The sequence below is a fragment of the Nocardioides jiangxiensis genome (genome assembly GCF_030580915.1).
GTDB lineage: Bacteria > Actinomycetota > Actinomycetes > Propionibacteriales > Nocardioidaceae > Nocardioides > Nocardioides jiangxiensis.
On record NZ_JAUQTA010000001.1, the window covers coordinates 268,676 to 284,405 of the forward strand.

At 70.6% G+C, this 15,730-nt stretch carries 13 protein-coding genes; 10 read left to right on the forward strand and 3 right to left on the reverse strand.

The genetic code is table 11. The features are described 5' to 3' along the window. Window positions 1–28: 28 nt before the first annotated feature. Window positions 29–322: a hypothetical protein gene (locus tag Q5722_RS01375; protein ID WP_305026415.1), complete on the reverse strand. Its 294-nt coding sequence runs from the start codon at window positions 320–322 to the stop codon at window positions 29–31. A 118-nt stretch (window positions 323–440) separates the two neighbouring features. On the opposite strand from Q5722_RS01375, the gene sucB reads away from it, so the two are divergent. The 10 genes from sucB to Q5722_RS01425 all read left to right on the forward strand — a co-directional run bounded on the left by sucB (window position 441) and on the right by Q5722_RS01425 (window position 14,372). Continuing rightward, window positions 441–2,513, forward strand: a complete 2,073-nt coding sequence (gene sucB / locus Q5722_RS01380) for a 2-oxoglutarate dehydrogenase, E2 component, dihydrolipoamide succinyltransferase (RefSeq protein ID WP_305026416.1) — start codon at window positions 441–443, stop codon at window positions 2,511–2,513. A gap of 162 nt (window positions 2,514–2,675) precedes the next feature. Beyond that, window positions 2,676–4,589, forward strand: a complete 1,914-nt coding sequence (locus Q5722_RS01385; protein ID WP_305026417.1) for a hypothetical protein — start codon at window positions 2,676–2,678, stop codon at window positions 4,587–4,589. Between the two features lie 5 nt (window positions 4,590–4,594). Next, the gene (locus Q5722_RS01390) at window positions 4,595–6,502 is read left to right on the forward strand and encodes a hypothetical protein (RefSeq protein WP_305026418.1); all 1,908 of its coding nucleotides are present in this window, start codon (window positions 4,595–4,597) and stop codon (window positions 6,500–6,502) included. 123 nt (window positions 6,503–6,625) lie between these two features. Continuing rightward, window positions 6,626–8,578: a hypothetical protein gene (locus Q5722_RS01395; RefSeq protein WP_305026419.1), complete on the forward strand. Its 1,953-nt coding sequence runs from the start codon at window positions 6,626–6,628 to the stop codon at window positions 8,576–8,578. Next, entirely contained in the window at window positions 8,575–9,480 is a 906-nt protein-coding gene (locus Q5722_RS01400) for an SDR family oxidoreductase (protein WP_305026420.1), read from the forward strand. Before Q5722_RS01395 ends, Q5722_RS01400 begins: the two co-directional genes overlap by 4 nt. A 5-nt stretch (window positions 9,481–9,485) precedes the next feature. After that, the gene (locus Q5722_RS01405) at window positions 9,486–10,937 is read left to right on the forward strand and encodes a flavin-containing monooxygenase (RefSeq protein ID WP_305026421.1); all 1,452 of its coding nucleotides are present in this window, start codon (window positions 9,486–9,488) and stop codon (window positions 10,935–10,937) included. Window positions 10,938–11,025: 88 nt separating this feature from the next. Then, window positions 11,026–11,925, forward strand: coding sequence for a TIGR01777 family oxidoreductase (locus tag Q5722_RS01410; RefSeq protein WP_305026422.1), 900 nt, complete (start codon window positions 11,026–11,028; stop codon window positions 11,923–11,925). Further along, window positions 11,922–12,689, forward strand: a complete 768-nt coding sequence (gene lipB / locus Q5722_RS01415) for a lipoyl(octanoyl) transferase LipB (protein WP_305028316.1) — start codon at window positions 11,922–11,924, stop codon at window positions 12,687–12,689. Before Q5722_RS01410 ends, lipB begins: the two co-directional genes overlap by 4 nt. Window positions 12,690–12,700: 11 nt before the next feature. Continuing rightward, window positions 12,701–13,648, forward strand: a complete 948-nt coding sequence (gene lipA / locus Q5722_RS01420) for a lipoyl synthase (protein WP_305026423.1) — start codon at window positions 12,701–12,703, stop codon at window positions 13,646–13,648. A 25-nt stretch (window positions 13,649–13,673) separates the two neighbouring features. Then, window positions 13,674–14,372, forward strand: a complete 699-nt coding sequence (locus tag Q5722_RS01425; protein WP_305026424.1) for a DUF4191 domain-containing protein — start codon at window positions 13,674–13,676, stop codon at window positions 14,370–14,372. A gap of 54 nt (window positions 14,373–14,426) precedes the next feature. Here the strand turns inward: Q5722_RS01425 and Q5722_RS01430 are convergent, their stop codons facing one another. Further along, complete coding sequence (locus Q5722_RS01430) at window positions 14,427–15,203, reverse strand: hypothetical protein (RefSeq protein WP_305026425.1); 777 nt, start codon at window positions 15,201–15,203, stop codon at window positions 14,427–14,429. Continuing rightward, a complete protein-coding gene (locus tag Q5722_RS01435) occupies window positions 15,200–15,595 on the reverse strand; it encodes an RDD family protein (protein WP_305026426.1) in 396 nt (131 codons plus the stop codon). The genes Q5722_RS01430 and Q5722_RS01435 overlap by 4 nt, the downstream gene beginning before the upstream one ends. Window positions 15,596–15,730: the final 135 nt, after the last annotated feature.

A 15,730-nucleotide genomic window follows, 5' to 3' on the forward strand; every position in this document is an offset into this window, starting at 1 on the left:
ACGCGGGGCCCCCGGGGCGCCGGAGGGGTCAGGGCTGCTGGCGGCGGTTCCAGTCACGCATCTTCTGGGGCACGCCGACCACCGCAGCGTCGTACGACGGCACGCCGTGCTTGTTGGCGAACTTGTGCGCCCACTGCACCGACGGAACCCGTCGCCGGGTCCACTCACCGTCGTGAGCGACGAGCAGGAGCGTGATCCCGCTGATCACCGTCGGTGGCTCGACGAAGCCCTCGACGCCGCGGCGCGTACGGATGAAGTCGAGCAGGTGCTGCTCGTCCTGAGGGGTCGAAGCTCGCGGTGTGCGGCGGCCGAACAGTCCCATGTGTCGAGTCTGCCCGACGTCCGTGACAGCCGTGAGGCTGTTAGTGCAAAGATGGTTCCCGCACGCGGCTGAGCCGGGCCCTTGAGAGCGCCCGGGATATCTGGAGCAAAGGACGCACATGGCCACCGAAGTCACCCTGCCGGCACTCGGAGAGTCGGTCACGGAAGGCACCATCACCCGTTGGCTGAAGCAGGTCGGTGACACGGTCGCAGTGGACGAGCCGCTGCTCGAGGTCTCCACCGACAAGGTCGACACCGAGATCCCGTCGCCGGTCGCCGGCGTCCTCACGGAGATCCGTGCCTCCGAGGACGAGACGGTCGAGGTCGGCGCCGTGCTGGCGGTCGTCGGTGGCGAGGGCGAGGCTGCTGCCCCGGCCGCTCCGGCCGCCGAGGCCCCTGCCGCCCCCGCTGCGCCGGCCGCCGAGGCCCCCGCTGCGCCCGCTGCTCCGGCCGCCCCGGCCGCCCCCACCGGCGCAGCCTCAGGCACTTCCGTGACGCTTCCCGCCCTGGGCGAGTCCGTCACCGAGGGCACGGTGACCCGCTGGCTGAAGAACGTCGGCGACACCGTCGCCGTCGACGAGCCGCTCGTCGAGATCTCCACCGACAAGGTCGACACCGAGATCCCCTCGCCCGTCGCCGGCACCCTGCTCTCCATCACCGCCCAGGTCGACGAGACCCTCGAGGTCGGCGCCGAGCTCGGCGTGGTCGGCACGGGCGACGCCGCCGCTGCTCCGGCAGCACCCGCAGCTCCCGCCGCACCGGTCGCCGAGGCCCCTGCCCCGGCCGCACCTGCCCCGGCCGCTCCGGCCGCTCCGGCCGCCGTCGAGGAGGCCCCGGCCCCCGAGCCGGCCGACAACCCGGCCGTCTCCGACGCCGGTTCCGCCAACGGCACGTCGGTGGTCCTGCCCGCGCTCGGCGAGTCCGTGACCGAGGGCACCGTGACGCGCTGGCTCAAGCAGATCGGCGACGACGTCGCGGTCGACGAGCCGCTCCTCGAGGTCTCCACCGACAAGGTCGACACCGAGATCCCCTCGCCGGTCGCCGGCAAGCTGCTCGCCATCAAGGTCCAGGTCGACGAGACCGTCGAGGTCGGCACCGAGCTCGCTGTGGTCGGCGACGGCGTCGCCGCGGCTCCTGCCGCTCCCGCTGCGCCGGCGGAGGAGGCACCGACCCAGGCCGAGGCGCAGGCCCCGACCAACGAGCCGATCGCTGCCGCAGCCCCCGCTCCGGCAGCCCCCGCTCCGGCAGCCCCCGCTCCGGCAGCCCCGGCCCCCGCCGCTCCAGCGGCGCCCGCCGCCCCGGCAGCTCCTGCGGGCGACGCGCCGTCGTACGTCACCCCGCTGGTCCGCAAGCTCGCGGCGAAGAACGGCGTGGACCTGGCGACCCTCAAGGGCTCCGGCGTCGGCGGCCGCATCCGCAAGCAGGACGTTCTCGACGCCGCGAAGGCCGGCGCCGCTGCTCCGGCTGCCGCAGCGCCCGCTGCCCCCGCCGCCGCTGCCTCGCCGCTGCGCGGCACCACCGAAGAGCTCAGCCGCCTGCGCCAGGTCATCGGCTCCGGCACCGCAGACTCGCTGCGCACCGCCCCGCAGGGCACCGCGGTCGTCGAGGTGGACGCCACCGCGATCGCCCGCCTCCTCGAGGCCAAGGGCTCGGACATCGGCTTCACGCCGTTCTTCGCGAAGGCCGCTGCCGACCTGCTCAAGCAGCACCCGAAGCTCAACGCGCAGATCGACGCCGCGACCAACGTGGTCACCTACTTCGACCACGAGAACCTCGCGTTCACGGTCGACACCGAGAAGGGCCAGCTCGCCCCTGTCGTCCCGGACGCCGGCAGCCTGACGGTCGAGGCGCTCGCCACCAAGATGGCCGAGGTCGCCGACCGCGCCCGCACGGGGCGGATCACGCCGACCGACCTGGCCGGCGGCACGTTCACGGTCGCCGACTTCGGCAGCAACGGCGCCCTGCTCGACACCCCGGTCGTGCACCTTCCCCAGGTCGCCGTCCTCGGCACCGGTGCCGTGGTCAAGCGCGCGGTGGTCATCGACGACGCCGAGGCCGGTGAGTCGATCGCGGTGCGCCAGATGGCCTACGTGACGCTCTCCTACGACCAGCGCCTGATCGACGGCGGCGACGCCTACCGGTTCCTCGGCGACCTCAAGGCACGCATCGAGGCGGCTCAGTTCCAGCTCTGACCCCGCCTCACGACGAAGGCCCGCACCGTCCCGGTGCGGGCCTTCGTCGTTCCTGCGACACGGATGGAGGAATTGCCTCGGAGGAAACACCCCGAAGTGCTTCCCGCGCGGTGTGATCAGCGCCATTGTGGGCCCAAGGACTCCCCTGCCCCAGGAGGCACGATGCCGCTCCCCCTCGTCACCCCGGCCACACCGCCCGCAGGGGGCGCTGCGTTCCACGAGATCCTGATCGCCGCCGGCATCGCGGGAGTGGTCATCCTCTTCTTCGGCTGGGTGACGCTGATGGAGCGCACCAACCGGCCGACGTTCGTCGGGCGGCTCGCCGACTGGGCGGCGAAGATCTCCGGCCTCCCCCGCTGGGTGGCGCTGCCGATCGTGCTGGGCCTGGTCTCCATCGCGTCGGCCGCCTGGGGCGTGTGGTGGGACGTCCCGATCCACATGCAGCGCGGCCGCGACTCGGGGCCGCTGGCCAACCCGAGCCACTACCCGATCTTCCTCGGCATCCTCGGCTTCTGCCACGCCGGCATCCTGTCGATGGCCCTGGCCCGCGACCCGCTGCCGCGGCACACCATCAGGCTCGCCCCCGGCTGGCGTACGCCGCTGGGCGCCGTGATCATCACCGGCGCCGGCTTCATCGCACTCGTGGGCTTCCCCGCCGACGACATGTGGCACCGGTTCTTCGGCCAGGACGTCACCGAGTGGGGCCCGACGCACACGATGATGATCGGCGGTGCGGTGACCTTCGTGCTCGGCGTACCGCTGCTGCTCGCGGAGGCCGCGCAGGTCAGCACCGGACCTGGCCGGGCCCTGCTCGCCCGGCTCTTCGGGCACCGCGTGGTCACCGGTCTCGCGATCGCGATCTGCGGGATCCCGTTCGCGTTCCTGATGGAGTTCGACCTCGGTGTGCCGCAGTTCCCGGCCGTCACCGAGTTCATCATCTTCGGCTTCCTGGCCGCCTGGATCTGCACGTCCGTGCGGCTGTGGCTGGGCCCCGGCGGTGCCCTGCTGGTCGCCGGCGGCTACCTCTTCATCCACGCGGCGCTGTGGGTCAGCATCGCGGTCCTCCCCGACGTGCTGCTCGCCCGCTTCCTGCTGCTGGTCCCGTCGGCGCTCATCGTCGAGGCCGTCGGGCTGGCGCTGCGCCCCAACAAGAACAAGCGCGCCATCCCGTTCGCACTCGTCTCCGGCGCGCTGGTCGGCTCCCTCGGCATGTACGGCGAGTGGCTGTGGTCGAAGGTCTTCATGCCACTCCCGCAGCCCTTCAACGCCGATGCACTGCCCTTCCTGCTCGGTGTCTCCACGGTCGCCGGCCTCGGCGGCGGGTTCATGGGTCTCTGGATGCGCAGCCGGATCACGCTCGCCGGCAGCGCGGACGCGCCGAGCGACCCGAAGCAGCTGCGCTACCGCGGCTTCGGACTGGTCGGCCTGGTGGTCTTCGTCGGGCTGATGGGCGCCTTCGGAGTCCCGCACGAGGGCGACACCTACGCGGGCACCATCACCTACAGCGACGTCTCCACGGGCGGCACGCAGTGCGACGGCGTCCACCGCTGCCTGGCCCGGGTGACGGTGACCTTCCAGGGCGAGGACATGGCGAAGGACGCGATCTGGTTCTACGCCCTCGCCTGGCAGGGCAACCCCAAGCACGGCGCCGGCAGCGACGTACCCACCGATCCGACCGCACACGTGCCGGGAATCGTCCGCACGGCGCTCGAGCCCACCGGGAAGCCGGGCCAGTACGCGACCAAGGACCCGGTGCCGGTCTACGGCACCTGGAAGACCCTGCTCCGGCTGCACCGTGCGCCGAGCCAGATGGTCTCGTTCCCGATCTACGCGCCCGACGACCCGGCCATCAAGGCCGCCACCGGCCGCCAGGTGCTCGTCGACAACGGCGCCACCGTCAAGACGGAGCTCGAGAGCAAGTTCCTGCAGCGCGAGAAGAAGGACAACATCCCCGCCTGGGCCTTCACCCTCGGCTACCTCCTGGTGCTGGCCACCTGGATCGCGATGTTCCTCTTCTACGGCTGGTGCTACAACCGGGCCGCGACCGGCCGGCGTACCGCCACGGACGAAGGCTGAGAACCGTGCTGGCGGACGCTGCGGCTCCGACCGCGGGTGGTTCGTCGTTCAGCGACATCGCGCTCGCGACGGGGATCGCCGCACTCTTCTACCTGCCCACGGGCTGGGTGATCGTGCGCGAGCGTCTCGGGCACCCGACCGTCCTCGGGCGCTTCTCCGACGTGCTCGGCACGCGGATCGGCCTGCCGGGCTGGGCTGCGGTCCCCGTCCTGATCATGGTTCCGGTCTGGCTGGTCGCCGCGGCGGTCTACTGGGACGTGCCCCTCCACCTCCAGAAGGGGCGCGACCCGGGGGCGCTGGCGAACCCGAGCCACTACCCGATCTTCCTGGCCCTGATCTTCTTCAACTGCCTCGGCCTGCTGGTGATGGCGCTCGCCCGCGACCCGCTTCCCCGGCGCACGCTGCGCCTGGCTCCGGGGTGGCACGTCCCGTGGAGCTCGGTGATCCTCACGCTCTCGGGCTTCATCGCCGTCGTCGGCTTCCCGCTCGACGACCTCTGGCACCGCCTCTTCGGCCAGGACGTCACCGAGTGGGGCCCCACGCACGTCCTGATGATCGGCGGTGCGGTCACCTCGATCTTCAGCGTGCCGCTCATGCTCGCCGAAGCCCAGCAGACCGGCGCCCGGCTGATGAACGGTCCCGCCGGCCGTTGGGTGATGGCGAGCTTCCTGTCGCTGAGCATCGTCTGCTCGGTCTTCCTGATGGAGTTCGAGCTCGGCCTGCCCCAGTTCCCGGCTCCGACGGAGTTCATCATCTTCGGCTTCGTCATCACCTGGACCGCGATCGGGGCCCGCCTCTGGTTCGGGCCTGGTGGCGCGCTGGTCACCCTCGCCTGGTGGTGGATCATGCGTGGCTACCTGATCGGCGCTGCCGCGCTCATCCCCGACATCATGTCGATCCGGTCCTTCAGCGCCGTGCCCGCCACGGTCACCATCGAGGCCGTCGCCCTGGCCTTCGGCGTACGGCGAGGCGCGCGCAGCGTCGTCCCGTTCGCGGCGACGGCTGCGGTCGTCTCCGGCACGCTCGGCCTCTGGCTCGAGTTCCAGTGGTCGAAGCACGTGATGACGCTGCCGCAGCCCTTCGACGCCTCCGGGCTGCCGCTCTACCTCACCGTGGGCACGCTGGCCTCACTGGCCGGAGCCCTCGTCGCGACCTGGCAGGTGCGCCGCCTCGTCCTCGTCGCCTCGGACCCCCGCGCCACCGCGGCACTACCCGACATGCCGCGCGGGCGTCGGTGGTACGGCCTGACGGGGTTCCTCGCGCTCGTCGCGCTGATGGCGGTCTTCGCGCCGCCCGGCGGCGCCGCCCCGAGCAGGGCGACGGTCACCTGGAGCGACGCGAGCAACGGCGAGGGAGAGTGTCCGGCCACGTCGGAGCGCTGCCTCGCCACCCTCACGCTCACCCTGGAGGACCCGTCTGTCGTGCACGACGCGGCGTGGTTCTACGCCCTCTCGTGGCAGGGGAACCGCGCAGGTGAGACCGACGTCCCGCGCGACCCGGTGGCCGACGTGCCCGGCATCGTGCGCGCCCGGATGCTCCCGACCGGCGAACCCGGGGTCTACCGCTCCTCGGTGCCGCTCCCCGTCTACGGCCAGTGGAAGACGATGGTCCGGCTCCACACCCTCCCGCGCACGATGATGGCCTGGGCGCTCTACATGCCCGACGACCCCGCGATCAGCAGCAGCCGCGGGCGGCTCGTCCACGCTGCGAGCGGCGCGGTCGTCTCCAGCCACTTCGAGCCCGAGCTGCTCCAGCGCGAGCGCCGCGACGACGTCCCCACCTGGCTCTTCGACGCTGGCAACGGGGCGGTGTTGTGCCTGTGGGTGCTCGTCCTGCTCGGCTACGGACGGTGCTACAACCTCGCCGCCGCGCCCCTGCAGGGAAGGCGGAAGCCCGAACCTACGGCGGCGTAGATCACACGTCCAGACGCTGACCTGTAACTCCGTGTCCGACTAACCTGAGCGCATTCCGGTGTGTGTAACCCGGCGTCATGGACATCTGTGACCTGGGCCTCACCGCAGACTCAGGAGAACCTCGTGATCCACACCCTTGCGCCGCTCGCTGCTGCGCCCGCGGCACCGAACGCCGGAGGCGCGGCACTGTCCGACGTCCTCACGGCGACCGGCATCGCGTCGGTCTACTTCGCCTGCACCGGCTGGATCCTGGTGCGCGAGCGCATCCAGGGGAAGCGCACCGCGCTCGGCCGCGTGCTCGACGCCTTCGGCGCGAAGATCGGCCTGCCTGGCTGGGCTGCCGCGCCCTTCGTCATCACCCCGCCGTTCCTGCTCCTGGCCGGCTTCGGCGTCTACTGGGACGTGCCGCTGCACATGCAGAAGGGCCGCGACGACGGTGCCTTCGCCAACCCCAGCCACTACCCGATCTTCCTGGCGCTCATGGCGCTGCTGAACATCGCCATGCTGATCATGGCACTGGCCAAGGACCCGCTGCCGCGGCACACCCTGCGCCTGGCGCCCGGCTGGAAGGTCCCCTTCAGCTCGGTGGTCATCTTCCTCGCCGGCTTCATCGGCGTGCTCGGCTTCCCGCTCGATGACGTCTGGCACCGGATCTTCGGTCAGGACGTCACCGAGTGGGGCCCGACGCACGTGCTCATGATCGGCGGGGCGATCACGGCGCCGTGGAGCATGCCGCTGCTCCTCGCCGAGGCGAAGCAGATCGGTGCCCCCCTGATGACCGGCCGTGGTGGCCGCTGGGTGATGGGCCTCGCGCTCGCGCTCTGCATCGTCCCGTTCGCGTTCCTCATGGAGTTCGACCTGGGTGTCCCGCAGTTCCCGGCGTCGACGCAGGGGCTGATCTTCAGCTTCGTGCTCGGCTTCACCTGTGTCGCCACCCGCCTGTGGTTCGGCAAGGGCGGTGCCCTGTTCGTCAGCGCCCTCTGGGTCGGCGCCCACCTGTTCCTGGTCGGCGTCGTCGCGGTCCTGCCGCACGTCCTGACGATCCAGTTCCTCACCAGCGTCCCGTTCGCCGTCCTCGTCGAGCTGGTCGCCCTCGCCTTCGCCGTCGACCGCGACGCCGCCCGTCGACTGCCCTTCGCCGTCGTCGCCGGTGTGCTCGGCGGTTCGCTGGGCTACTACCTGGAGTGGGTCTGGTCCAAGGACCACATGCCGCTGCCCCAGCCGTTCAACGCGCACGCGCTGCCGTTCCTGCTGGTCGTGAGCACCGTCGCCGGCCTCGGTGGCGGTCTGCTGGGCGTCTGGAAGGTCCGCCGCCTGGAGAACGTCGCCGACGTCGAGGTCACCGCGTACGGCGCCGCCGTCCCGGCCGCCACGTTCCGCTGGTTCGGCCTGGCCGGCTTCGCCACGTTCGTGGCCCTCATGGCCGTCTGCGCGCCGCCGATGAAGGGCGACGTCCACACCGCGACCGTGCACCTGAGCGACGTGTCGACCGGCGCGACGAACTGCACCGCCTACGAGGTGCAGTGCCTGGCCACCGTGACGCTCCACATCGACGGCAAGGACCCCGTCCCGGACGCCACGTGGTTCTACGCGCTCTCGTGGCAGGGCTATCCCGGCACCGACGCCTTCGAGAAGGTCTCCGACATCCCGACCGATCCGGACGCCCACGTCCCGGGCCTGGTCCGCGCGCGGATGCTCCCGACCGGCGAGCCGGGCACCTACCGCTCGGAGCATCCGCTGCCGCTCTACGGCCAGTGGAAGTCGCTCATCCGCATCCACGAGGGCACCAACGACATGATGTCGTGGGCGCTCTACATGCCCGACGACCCGGCGATCACCAGTGACCGGGGCCGCGAGGTGCGCGTGCTCGACGGTGACTCGATCGCCTCGCAGTACGAGCCGCACCTGCTCCAGCGCGAACGCAAGGACTCCATCCCGGAGGGCCTGTACGCCGCCGGCAACTACGTCGTGATGTCGCTGTGGATCCTGGTGCTCCTCGGCTTCGGCTACAGCTACAACGCGGCTGCCGGAACAGGTCGACGCAAGGCCTCCGCCTACGAGAAGGTGAGCGCATGAGCAAGGACATCGACCAGGTCATCCTGATCACCGGTGGCGCACGCGGCATCGGAGCTGAGACCGCCAAGGCGCTCGCGGCGCGCGGCGCCCGCCTGATCCTCACCGACCTCGACCGCGCGGCTCTCGACGAGACCGTCGCCGCCATCGGTGCCGACAAGGCGCTCGGTGTCGTCGCCGACGTCTGCGACCTGCCGTCGATGGAGGCGGCGGTCGCCGAGGGCGTGGCGAAGTTCGGCCGCCTCGACAGCGCGATCGCCAACGCCGGCATCGCCAGCTACGGCTCGGTGCTCAACACCGACCCGGCCGCGTTCAAGCGGGTCATGGACATCAACGTCCTCGGCGTCTTCCACACCGCCCGCGCCACGCTGCCCGCGCTGATCGAGTCGCAGGGCTACTTCCTCGTGGTCAGCTCGCTCGCCGCCTTCGCGGCAGCGCCGGGCCTGGCGGCGTACAACGCGTCGAAGGCCGGTGCGGAGCACTTCGCCAACGCGCTGCGCCTCGAGGTCGCCTACCAGGGCGTCGACGTCGGCTGCGCACACATGTCGTGGATCGACACCCCGCTCGTGCGCGACGCGAAGTCCGACCTGCCGGCTTTCCAGACCCTGCTGACGAAGCTCCCCTACCCGCTCGGCAAGACGACCAACGTCGAGGCCTGCGTCAACGCGTTCGTCAAGGGCGTCGAGAAGCGGTCCCGGCACGTCTACTGCCCGGGCTGGGTCCGCGGCGTCGGCCTCAACCGCAACGTGGTCAACTCGGCCGCCGGCGCGGTGGCCGTCCTGCGACACGTACCGACCCTGCTGCCCCAGATGGACCGCGAGGTGGCAGCCTTGGGCCGCGCCACCAGCGCCCGCAACATCGCCAACGACGCCAGCGACGCCGCTGCCGTTGACACCAAGGAGTGACCCAGATGAGCGAAGCCACGCACCTCGACGTGCTGATCGTCGGCGCCGGCCTGTCCGGCATCGACGCCGCCGTGCACGTGTCGAAGGCCTTCCCCGCCAAGAGCTACGCGCTCCTCGAGATGCGCCAGGAGCTCGGCGGCACCTGGAGCCTGTTCAAGTACCCGGGCCTGCGGTCGGACTCCGACATGTACACCCTCGGCTTCGGCTTCCGCCCGTGGACGGGCAAGGACGCCATCGCCGACGGCAAGGACATCCTGCAGTACCTCAAGGACACCGCTGCCGAGTACAAGGTCGACCAGCACATCCGCTACGGCCGCAAGGCCACGGCGTACTCGTGGTCGTCGGAGGACAACCTCTGGACGGTGACGGTCGAGGACGTCGAGACCGGCAAGACCCAGAAGCTCACCGCGAGCTTCCTGGTCAACACGACCGGCTACTACAACTACGAGGCCGGCTACACCCCGGAGTTCCCGGGCGCAGCCGACTTCAAGGGCCAGATCGTCCACCCGCAGCACTGGCCCGAGGACCTCGACTACACGGGCAAGAAGGTCGTCGTCATCGGCTCGGGTGCCACCTCGATCACGCTGATCCCGTCGATGGCCCCGGATGCCGGGCACATCACGATGTTGCAGCGGACCCCGACGTACATCATCAGCCAGCCGAAGATCGACCCGGTCGCCTCGGTCCTGAAGAAGACGCTGCCGGCGAGCGTCGCGGCCAAGGCGATCCACGCCCGCTACGCGTCGGTCACCATCGGCTTCTTCGAGTTCGCGCGCCGCCAGCCGAAGGCGACGAAGGCGCTCATCAAGCGCTGGGCGAAGATCCACCTGCCGAAGGACTTCGACTACGACAAGCACCTCGTCCCGCCGTACAACCCCTGGGACCAGCGCCTGTGCGTCGTGCCGGGTGCCGACCTCTTCAAGGCGATCCACAGCCACAAGGTCGACATCGTCACCGAGCACATCGAGAAGTTCGACGAGACCGGCATCCTGCTCAAGAACGGCCAGCACCTCGACGCCGACATCATCGTCACGGCGACGGGCCTCGACATCCAGATGTTCGGCGGGGCCGACGTCGAGGTCGACGGCCGGAAGGTGGACCTCGGCAAGACGTTCACCTACAAGGCGCTGATGCTCAACGACATCCCGAACTTCGCCTTCATCATCGGCTACTCCAACGCGTCCTGGACGCTGAAGGCCGACCTGGTCTGCGAGTACATCGTCCGCCTGCTCGACTACATGGACGAGAACAACTTCACCAAGGTCGTCCCGGTCGTCGACGGCGGGCTCGAGGCCGAGGACATCATGAAGCTGGACTCGGGCTACCTGGCCCGTGCCGCGGACAAGATGCCGAAGGCGGGCAACCGCGACCCGTGGCGCCTGAAGCAGAACTGGTACTTCGACAAGAAGTTCATCCAGAAGTCCCCGCTGGTCGACAGCGAGATCCACTTCAGCTGACCCGTCATCGAGGCCGAAAGGCACCGATGACGACCAACGGCCGGAAGGCCTCTAGGCAGCGTTACCGGCGACCCGGCAGAGTGGGAGCGTGCAGCTCCTGCTTGCCGGGTCGTCCGGCTTTCTCGGCACCCACCTGACCGATGCCCTGCGTGCGGACGGGCACGACATCACCCGACTGGTACGCCGCACCCCGGCCGCCGCCGACGAGGTGCAGTGGTCCCCCGCTGACAGGGACGTGCCCCAGGACGTCGTCGACGCCGCCGACGTGGTGATCAACCTCTGCGGCTCCCCCACCGCGGGCAACCCGCACTCGCGGCGCTGGGCCTCGGACCTGCGCACCAGCCGGGTCGACGCGACGCGCACGCTCGCGGCGGCGGTCGCGCGCTCGCACGAGCAGGGGTCCGGCCGCCCGGCGCTCTTCAACGGCAGCGCTGTCGGCTACTACGGCGACCACGGCACGCGCCTCGTGGCCGAGGCCAGTGACTCGGTCGGCGGCTCCTTCATGACCTCGGTCGTGCGCGAGTGGGAGGCGGCCACGACCGTCGCCCGCCACGCCGGCGCCCGGGTCTGCCTGCTGCGCACGGCCCCGGTCATGGACCGCGACAGTGCCCCGCTCAAGCAGCTCCTGCCGGTCTTCCGACTCGGCCTCGGCGCCCGCCTCGGCGGGGGCTCGCAGTACTTCCCGATGGTCTCGCTGCGCGACTGGGTCGGTGGGGTGCAGCACCTGCTCGGCACCGGCCTGGCCGGCCCGGTCAACCTGTGCTGCCCGATGACGCCGACCAACACCGAGTTCACCCAGGCGCTGGCCGACGCGGTGGGCCGACGCGCGCGCCTCGCCGTACCGTCGAAGCTGATCGAGGCAGGTGCTGGGCGGATCTCCCCCGAGCTGCTCGGCTCCTGCCGCGTGACGCCGCTCGCCCTGCGGTCCACCGGCTACGTCTTCCGCGACCACGACGTGCGGGACGTCATCTCCGCGGCAGTACGCTGACGGACGTGGAGTTCAGGGTCGCCGGTATCGGCAGCAACGCGGTCGACTACCTCGAGGCGTGGGAGATGCAGCGCCGCGTGCACGAGTCCGTGGTCGCCGGCGCCGAGCCGACCGTGCTCTTCCTCGAGCACCCGCCGACCTACACGGCCGGCAAGCGCACCGACCCGCACGAGCGGCCCCTCGACCCCGGTGGCGCCCCCGTCATCGACGTCGACCGCGGCGGCAAGATCACCTTCCACGGCCCCGGTCAGCTCGTCGGATACCCGATCGTGCGGCTGCCCGACCACGTGCTCGTCGTCGACTACGTGCGCCGGGTCGAGGAGGCCCTGATCCGGGCGTGTGCGGATCTCGGCGTCACGACCGCGCGCGTCCCCGGCCGCAGCGGCGTGTGGCTGCAGGCCGACCCCTCGACAGGCCGGCCCGAGCGCAAGATCGCCGCCATCGGCATCCGCGTCTCCCGCGGAGTCACGATGCACGGCTTCGCCCTCAACTGCGACGTCGACATGAGCTGGTACGACCGGTTCGTGGCCTGTGGCATCAGTGACGCCGGCGTCACCTCGCTCTCCCTCGAGCTCGGTCGCGACGTCACCGTCGCCGAGGTGATCCCTGCGGTGCAGGAGCACCTTGCGACGTACCTCGCCTGGGAGCCCTACGAGCCGACCCCCGACTACGAGCCGCGCCCCGAGCCGCCGCGCATCGCACTCGTCCGTCCCACGGCCCGAGCGTCCCTGCCCCGACTCGGGAGTAACCCAGCCCCCGCGTAGACTCGGGCCTTGTGACCAGCGCTCCTGACGGCAAGAAGCTCCTTCGCATCGAGGCCCGCAACGCGGAGACCGGGATCGAGCGCAAGCCGGAGTGGATCAAGACCCGGGCCAAGATGGGCCCGGAGTACACCTCCCTCCAGAAGCTCGTGAAGACCGAGGGGCTCCACACGGTCTGCCAGGAAGCCGGCTGTCCCAACATCTACGAGTGCTGGGAGGACCGCGAGGCCACCTTCCTCATCGGCGGTGACCGCTGCACCCGCCGCTGCGACTTCTGCCTGATCGACACCGGCAAGCCGCTGCCCCTCGACCGCGAGGAGCCGCAGCGCGTCGCCGAGTCCGTCCAGAAGATGGGCCTCAAGTACGCCACCATCACCGGCGTCGCCCGCGACGACCTGCCCGACGGCGCTGCCTGGCTGTACGCCGAGACGGTCCGGGCGATCCACGACCTCAACCCCGGCACGGGCGTGGAGAACCTCATCCCCGACTTCAACGGCGACCCGGACCTGCTGCGCGAGGTCTTCGAGTCGCGTCCCGAGGTGCTCGCCCACAACGTCGAGACGGTGCCGCGGATCTTCAAGCGGATCCGCCCGGCGTTCCGCTACGAGCGTTCCCTCGACGTGATCACGCAGGCCCGCGCCTTCGGCCTGGTCACGAAGTCGAACCTGATCCTCGGCATGGGCGAGACCCGCGAGGAGATCAGCGAGGCACTGCAGGACCTGCACGACGCCGGCTGCGAGCTGATCACGATCACGCAGTACCTGCGCCCGAGCCTGCGCCACCACCCCGTCGAGCGGTGGGTCAAGCCGGAGGAGTTCGTCGAGCTCAACCAGGAGGCCGAGGAGATCGGCTTCTCGGGCGTCCTCTCGGGACCGCTCGTCCGTTCGTCGTACCGCGCCGGACGCCTGTACCGTCAGGCCATCGAATCCCGGGCCCAGGGCGACTCGCTCGCCATCGTCTGACCCCCGTCCCAGCAAGAGGCATCGCATGTCGACCCCCACCGCAGCGCCGCAGAAGCGTCGCCAGCAGCTCGTCCAGGCCTACAAGATGGCCAGCAAGACCGATCGCACGCTCGGCCTCTGGATCGCTGCGGCGTTCCTGGTCTTCTTCGCGCTCGGCTTCCTGCTCGGTCGCCTCATCGGCGGTCCCTGGTTCGCGTTCCCGCTGATCATCGGCCTCGTGCTCGGTGTGCTCGGCGCGCTCCTCGTCTTCGGCCGCCGCGCCCAGCGTGCGGCGTTCGGCCAGATGGAGGGCCAGAAGGGCGCCTCCGTCGCCGCGCTCTCCATGCTCCGTCGCGGCTGGAAGGTCAACCAGCAGCCGGTGGCCTTCACCAAGCAGCAGGACATGGTCTTCCGGGTCGTCGGTCCGCCGGGCGTCGTCCTCGTCGGCGAGGGCCAGGGCGCGCGCCTGCGCCAGCTCCTCGCGACCGAGAAGCGCAACACCCAGCGCGTGCTCGCCGAGACCCCCGTCCACGAGGTCATCCTCGGCGACGGCGAGGGCGAGGTGCCGCTGGCCAAGCTGCTCAAGCACGTGCAGAAGCTGGGTCGCCAGGTGAAGCCGGCCGAGATGACCGACATCCTCAACCGCCTGAAGGCGCTCGACGCCCAGCGCGGCATGATGCCGATCCCCAAGGGCCCGATGCCGACCAGTATGAAGGGCCAGCGCGGCAACCTGCGCGGCCGCTGACCCAGACGACGAAGGGCCCCTCCGCTGCGGCGGAGGGGCCCTTTCGCGTTGCTCTCAGCGCTGGATCAGGTCGCTCGCATCGGGCGCCTTGATGTCGACGGGCTCGCAGTAGTCGGTGAAGGTCTCGACGGTGCGCTCGTCCTTGCCGGTGGTCTCGACCTTGCGGATCAGGTCGTAGCGATCCACCCAGACGTACGACGTCGACGACTGCTCCAGGCCCGGCGGCGGGGTGATGCCGGAGGCCCGGGCGACGATGCGCGGGTCGATCTGGAACTCGTAGAGCTCGGCCCTGGTGCCGTCGTCGAGCGTCTCGGTCTTCACGTAGTTGACCGCGAGCAGGCCGACGGTCCAGGCGTTGGCCGTGGCCGCGGCACCCGACTGGTCGAACCACGCCTTCAGTGGCGCGGCCAGCGGGTCGCCCTTCTGGTCGGGGTCCACGACGTAGAACTTGCCGTCCTGCTCCCCCTCGGCGGAGACGTAGACCCGGTCGTCCTTGAGGATCAGCTTCACGGTGCCGTCGTCACCGGGCATGGTCTGCGAGAGCCCGTAGATCTTGTCGGGCGAGGCGTCGACGCTGCCCTCGATCGCGGCGGTCTTGCCGTTGATCGTCATCTCCTGGCGGAAGGTGAGCGTCTTGCGGCCCTCGGCCGCCTTCGCGAGCGCGGCGGCGGCGTTCTTCGCGGTGAGGTGGCCCTTGCGGGTGTCCTTCAGGCCGCACGGCGCCTTGGCCGCCGGCTCGTCGTCGCCGCACGCTGCCAGCGAGAGCGAGCCGAGGAGCGCGACGCCTGCGAGGCCGGCTGCAGCGAGGCGCCGGCGGGCGGGCGTGGTCATGCCGCCGCCTTCGCGCCGGACTGCAGGTCGTCGAGCCGCACGATGTAGGAGCGCAGGGTCATGTCGTGGAGGCCGCGGCGGTCGGGGCCCGCGACGAGCGGCGGCACGACGAGCAGGATCAGCAGCGGGCGCGCGATCGCGCGGAAGAGGTCGAGCGGACGCCCGTCGGCCCGGATCACCCGGAGCCGGACGGCGAGATGGCCGAACGAGCCACCCAGGAGCACGGTGAAGAAGGCGCTCTCCAGGACGAACAGGCCGTAGACGTAGAGGCCCGACCGGGGCCCGTCGCCGAAGTACGACGACCCGGTGAAGGCGAGCACGACGCCCACGCACGCGATCCAGTCGATGACGATGGCGAGGAGCCGGCGTCCCCATGATGCGGTCTCGAACACCGCGCCAACCTACCGGGTGGGAGGATCTGCGCGGGTTTCCTCCCGACCTGCCCGTTCTCACGAACGCACGGTTCCGGCGTTAGTTAACACGCCTGAAACATTCGGCTACGACGGTGAAACCCTGCCCGCCTAATC

What these genes read in the sequence shown, in the direction of transcription:
- Q5722_RS01375 (WP_305026415.1), bottom strand. Translation starts at nt 322, where the DNA reads ATGGGACTGTTCGGCCGCCGCACACCGCGAGCTTCGACCCCTCAGGAC.
- sucB (WP_305026416.1), top strand. Translation starts at nt 441, where the DNA reads ATGGCCACCGAAGTCACCCTGCCGGCACTCGGAGAGTCGGTCACGGAA.
- Q5722_RS01385 (WP_305026417.1), top strand. Translation starts at nt 2,676, where the DNA reads ATGCCGCTCCCCCTCGTCACCCCGGCCACACCGCCCGCAGGGGGCGCT.
- Q5722_RS01400 (WP_305026420.1), top strand. Translation starts at nt 8,575, where the DNA reads ATGAGCAAGGACATCGACCAGGTCATCCTGATCACCGGTGGCGCACGC.
- Q5722_RS01405 (WP_305026421.1), top strand. Translation starts at nt 9,486, where the DNA reads ATGAGCGAAGCCACGCACCTCGACGTGCTGATCGTCGGCGCCGGCCTG.
- Q5722_RS01425 (WP_305026424.1), top strand. Translation starts at nt 13,674, where the DNA reads ATGTCGACCCCCACCGCAGCGCCGCAGAAGCGTCGCCAGCAGCTCGTC.
- Q5722_RS01430 (WP_305026425.1), bottom strand. Translation starts at nt 15,203, where the DNA reads ATGACCACGCCCGCCCGCCGGCGCCTCGCTGCAGCCGGCCTCGCAGGC.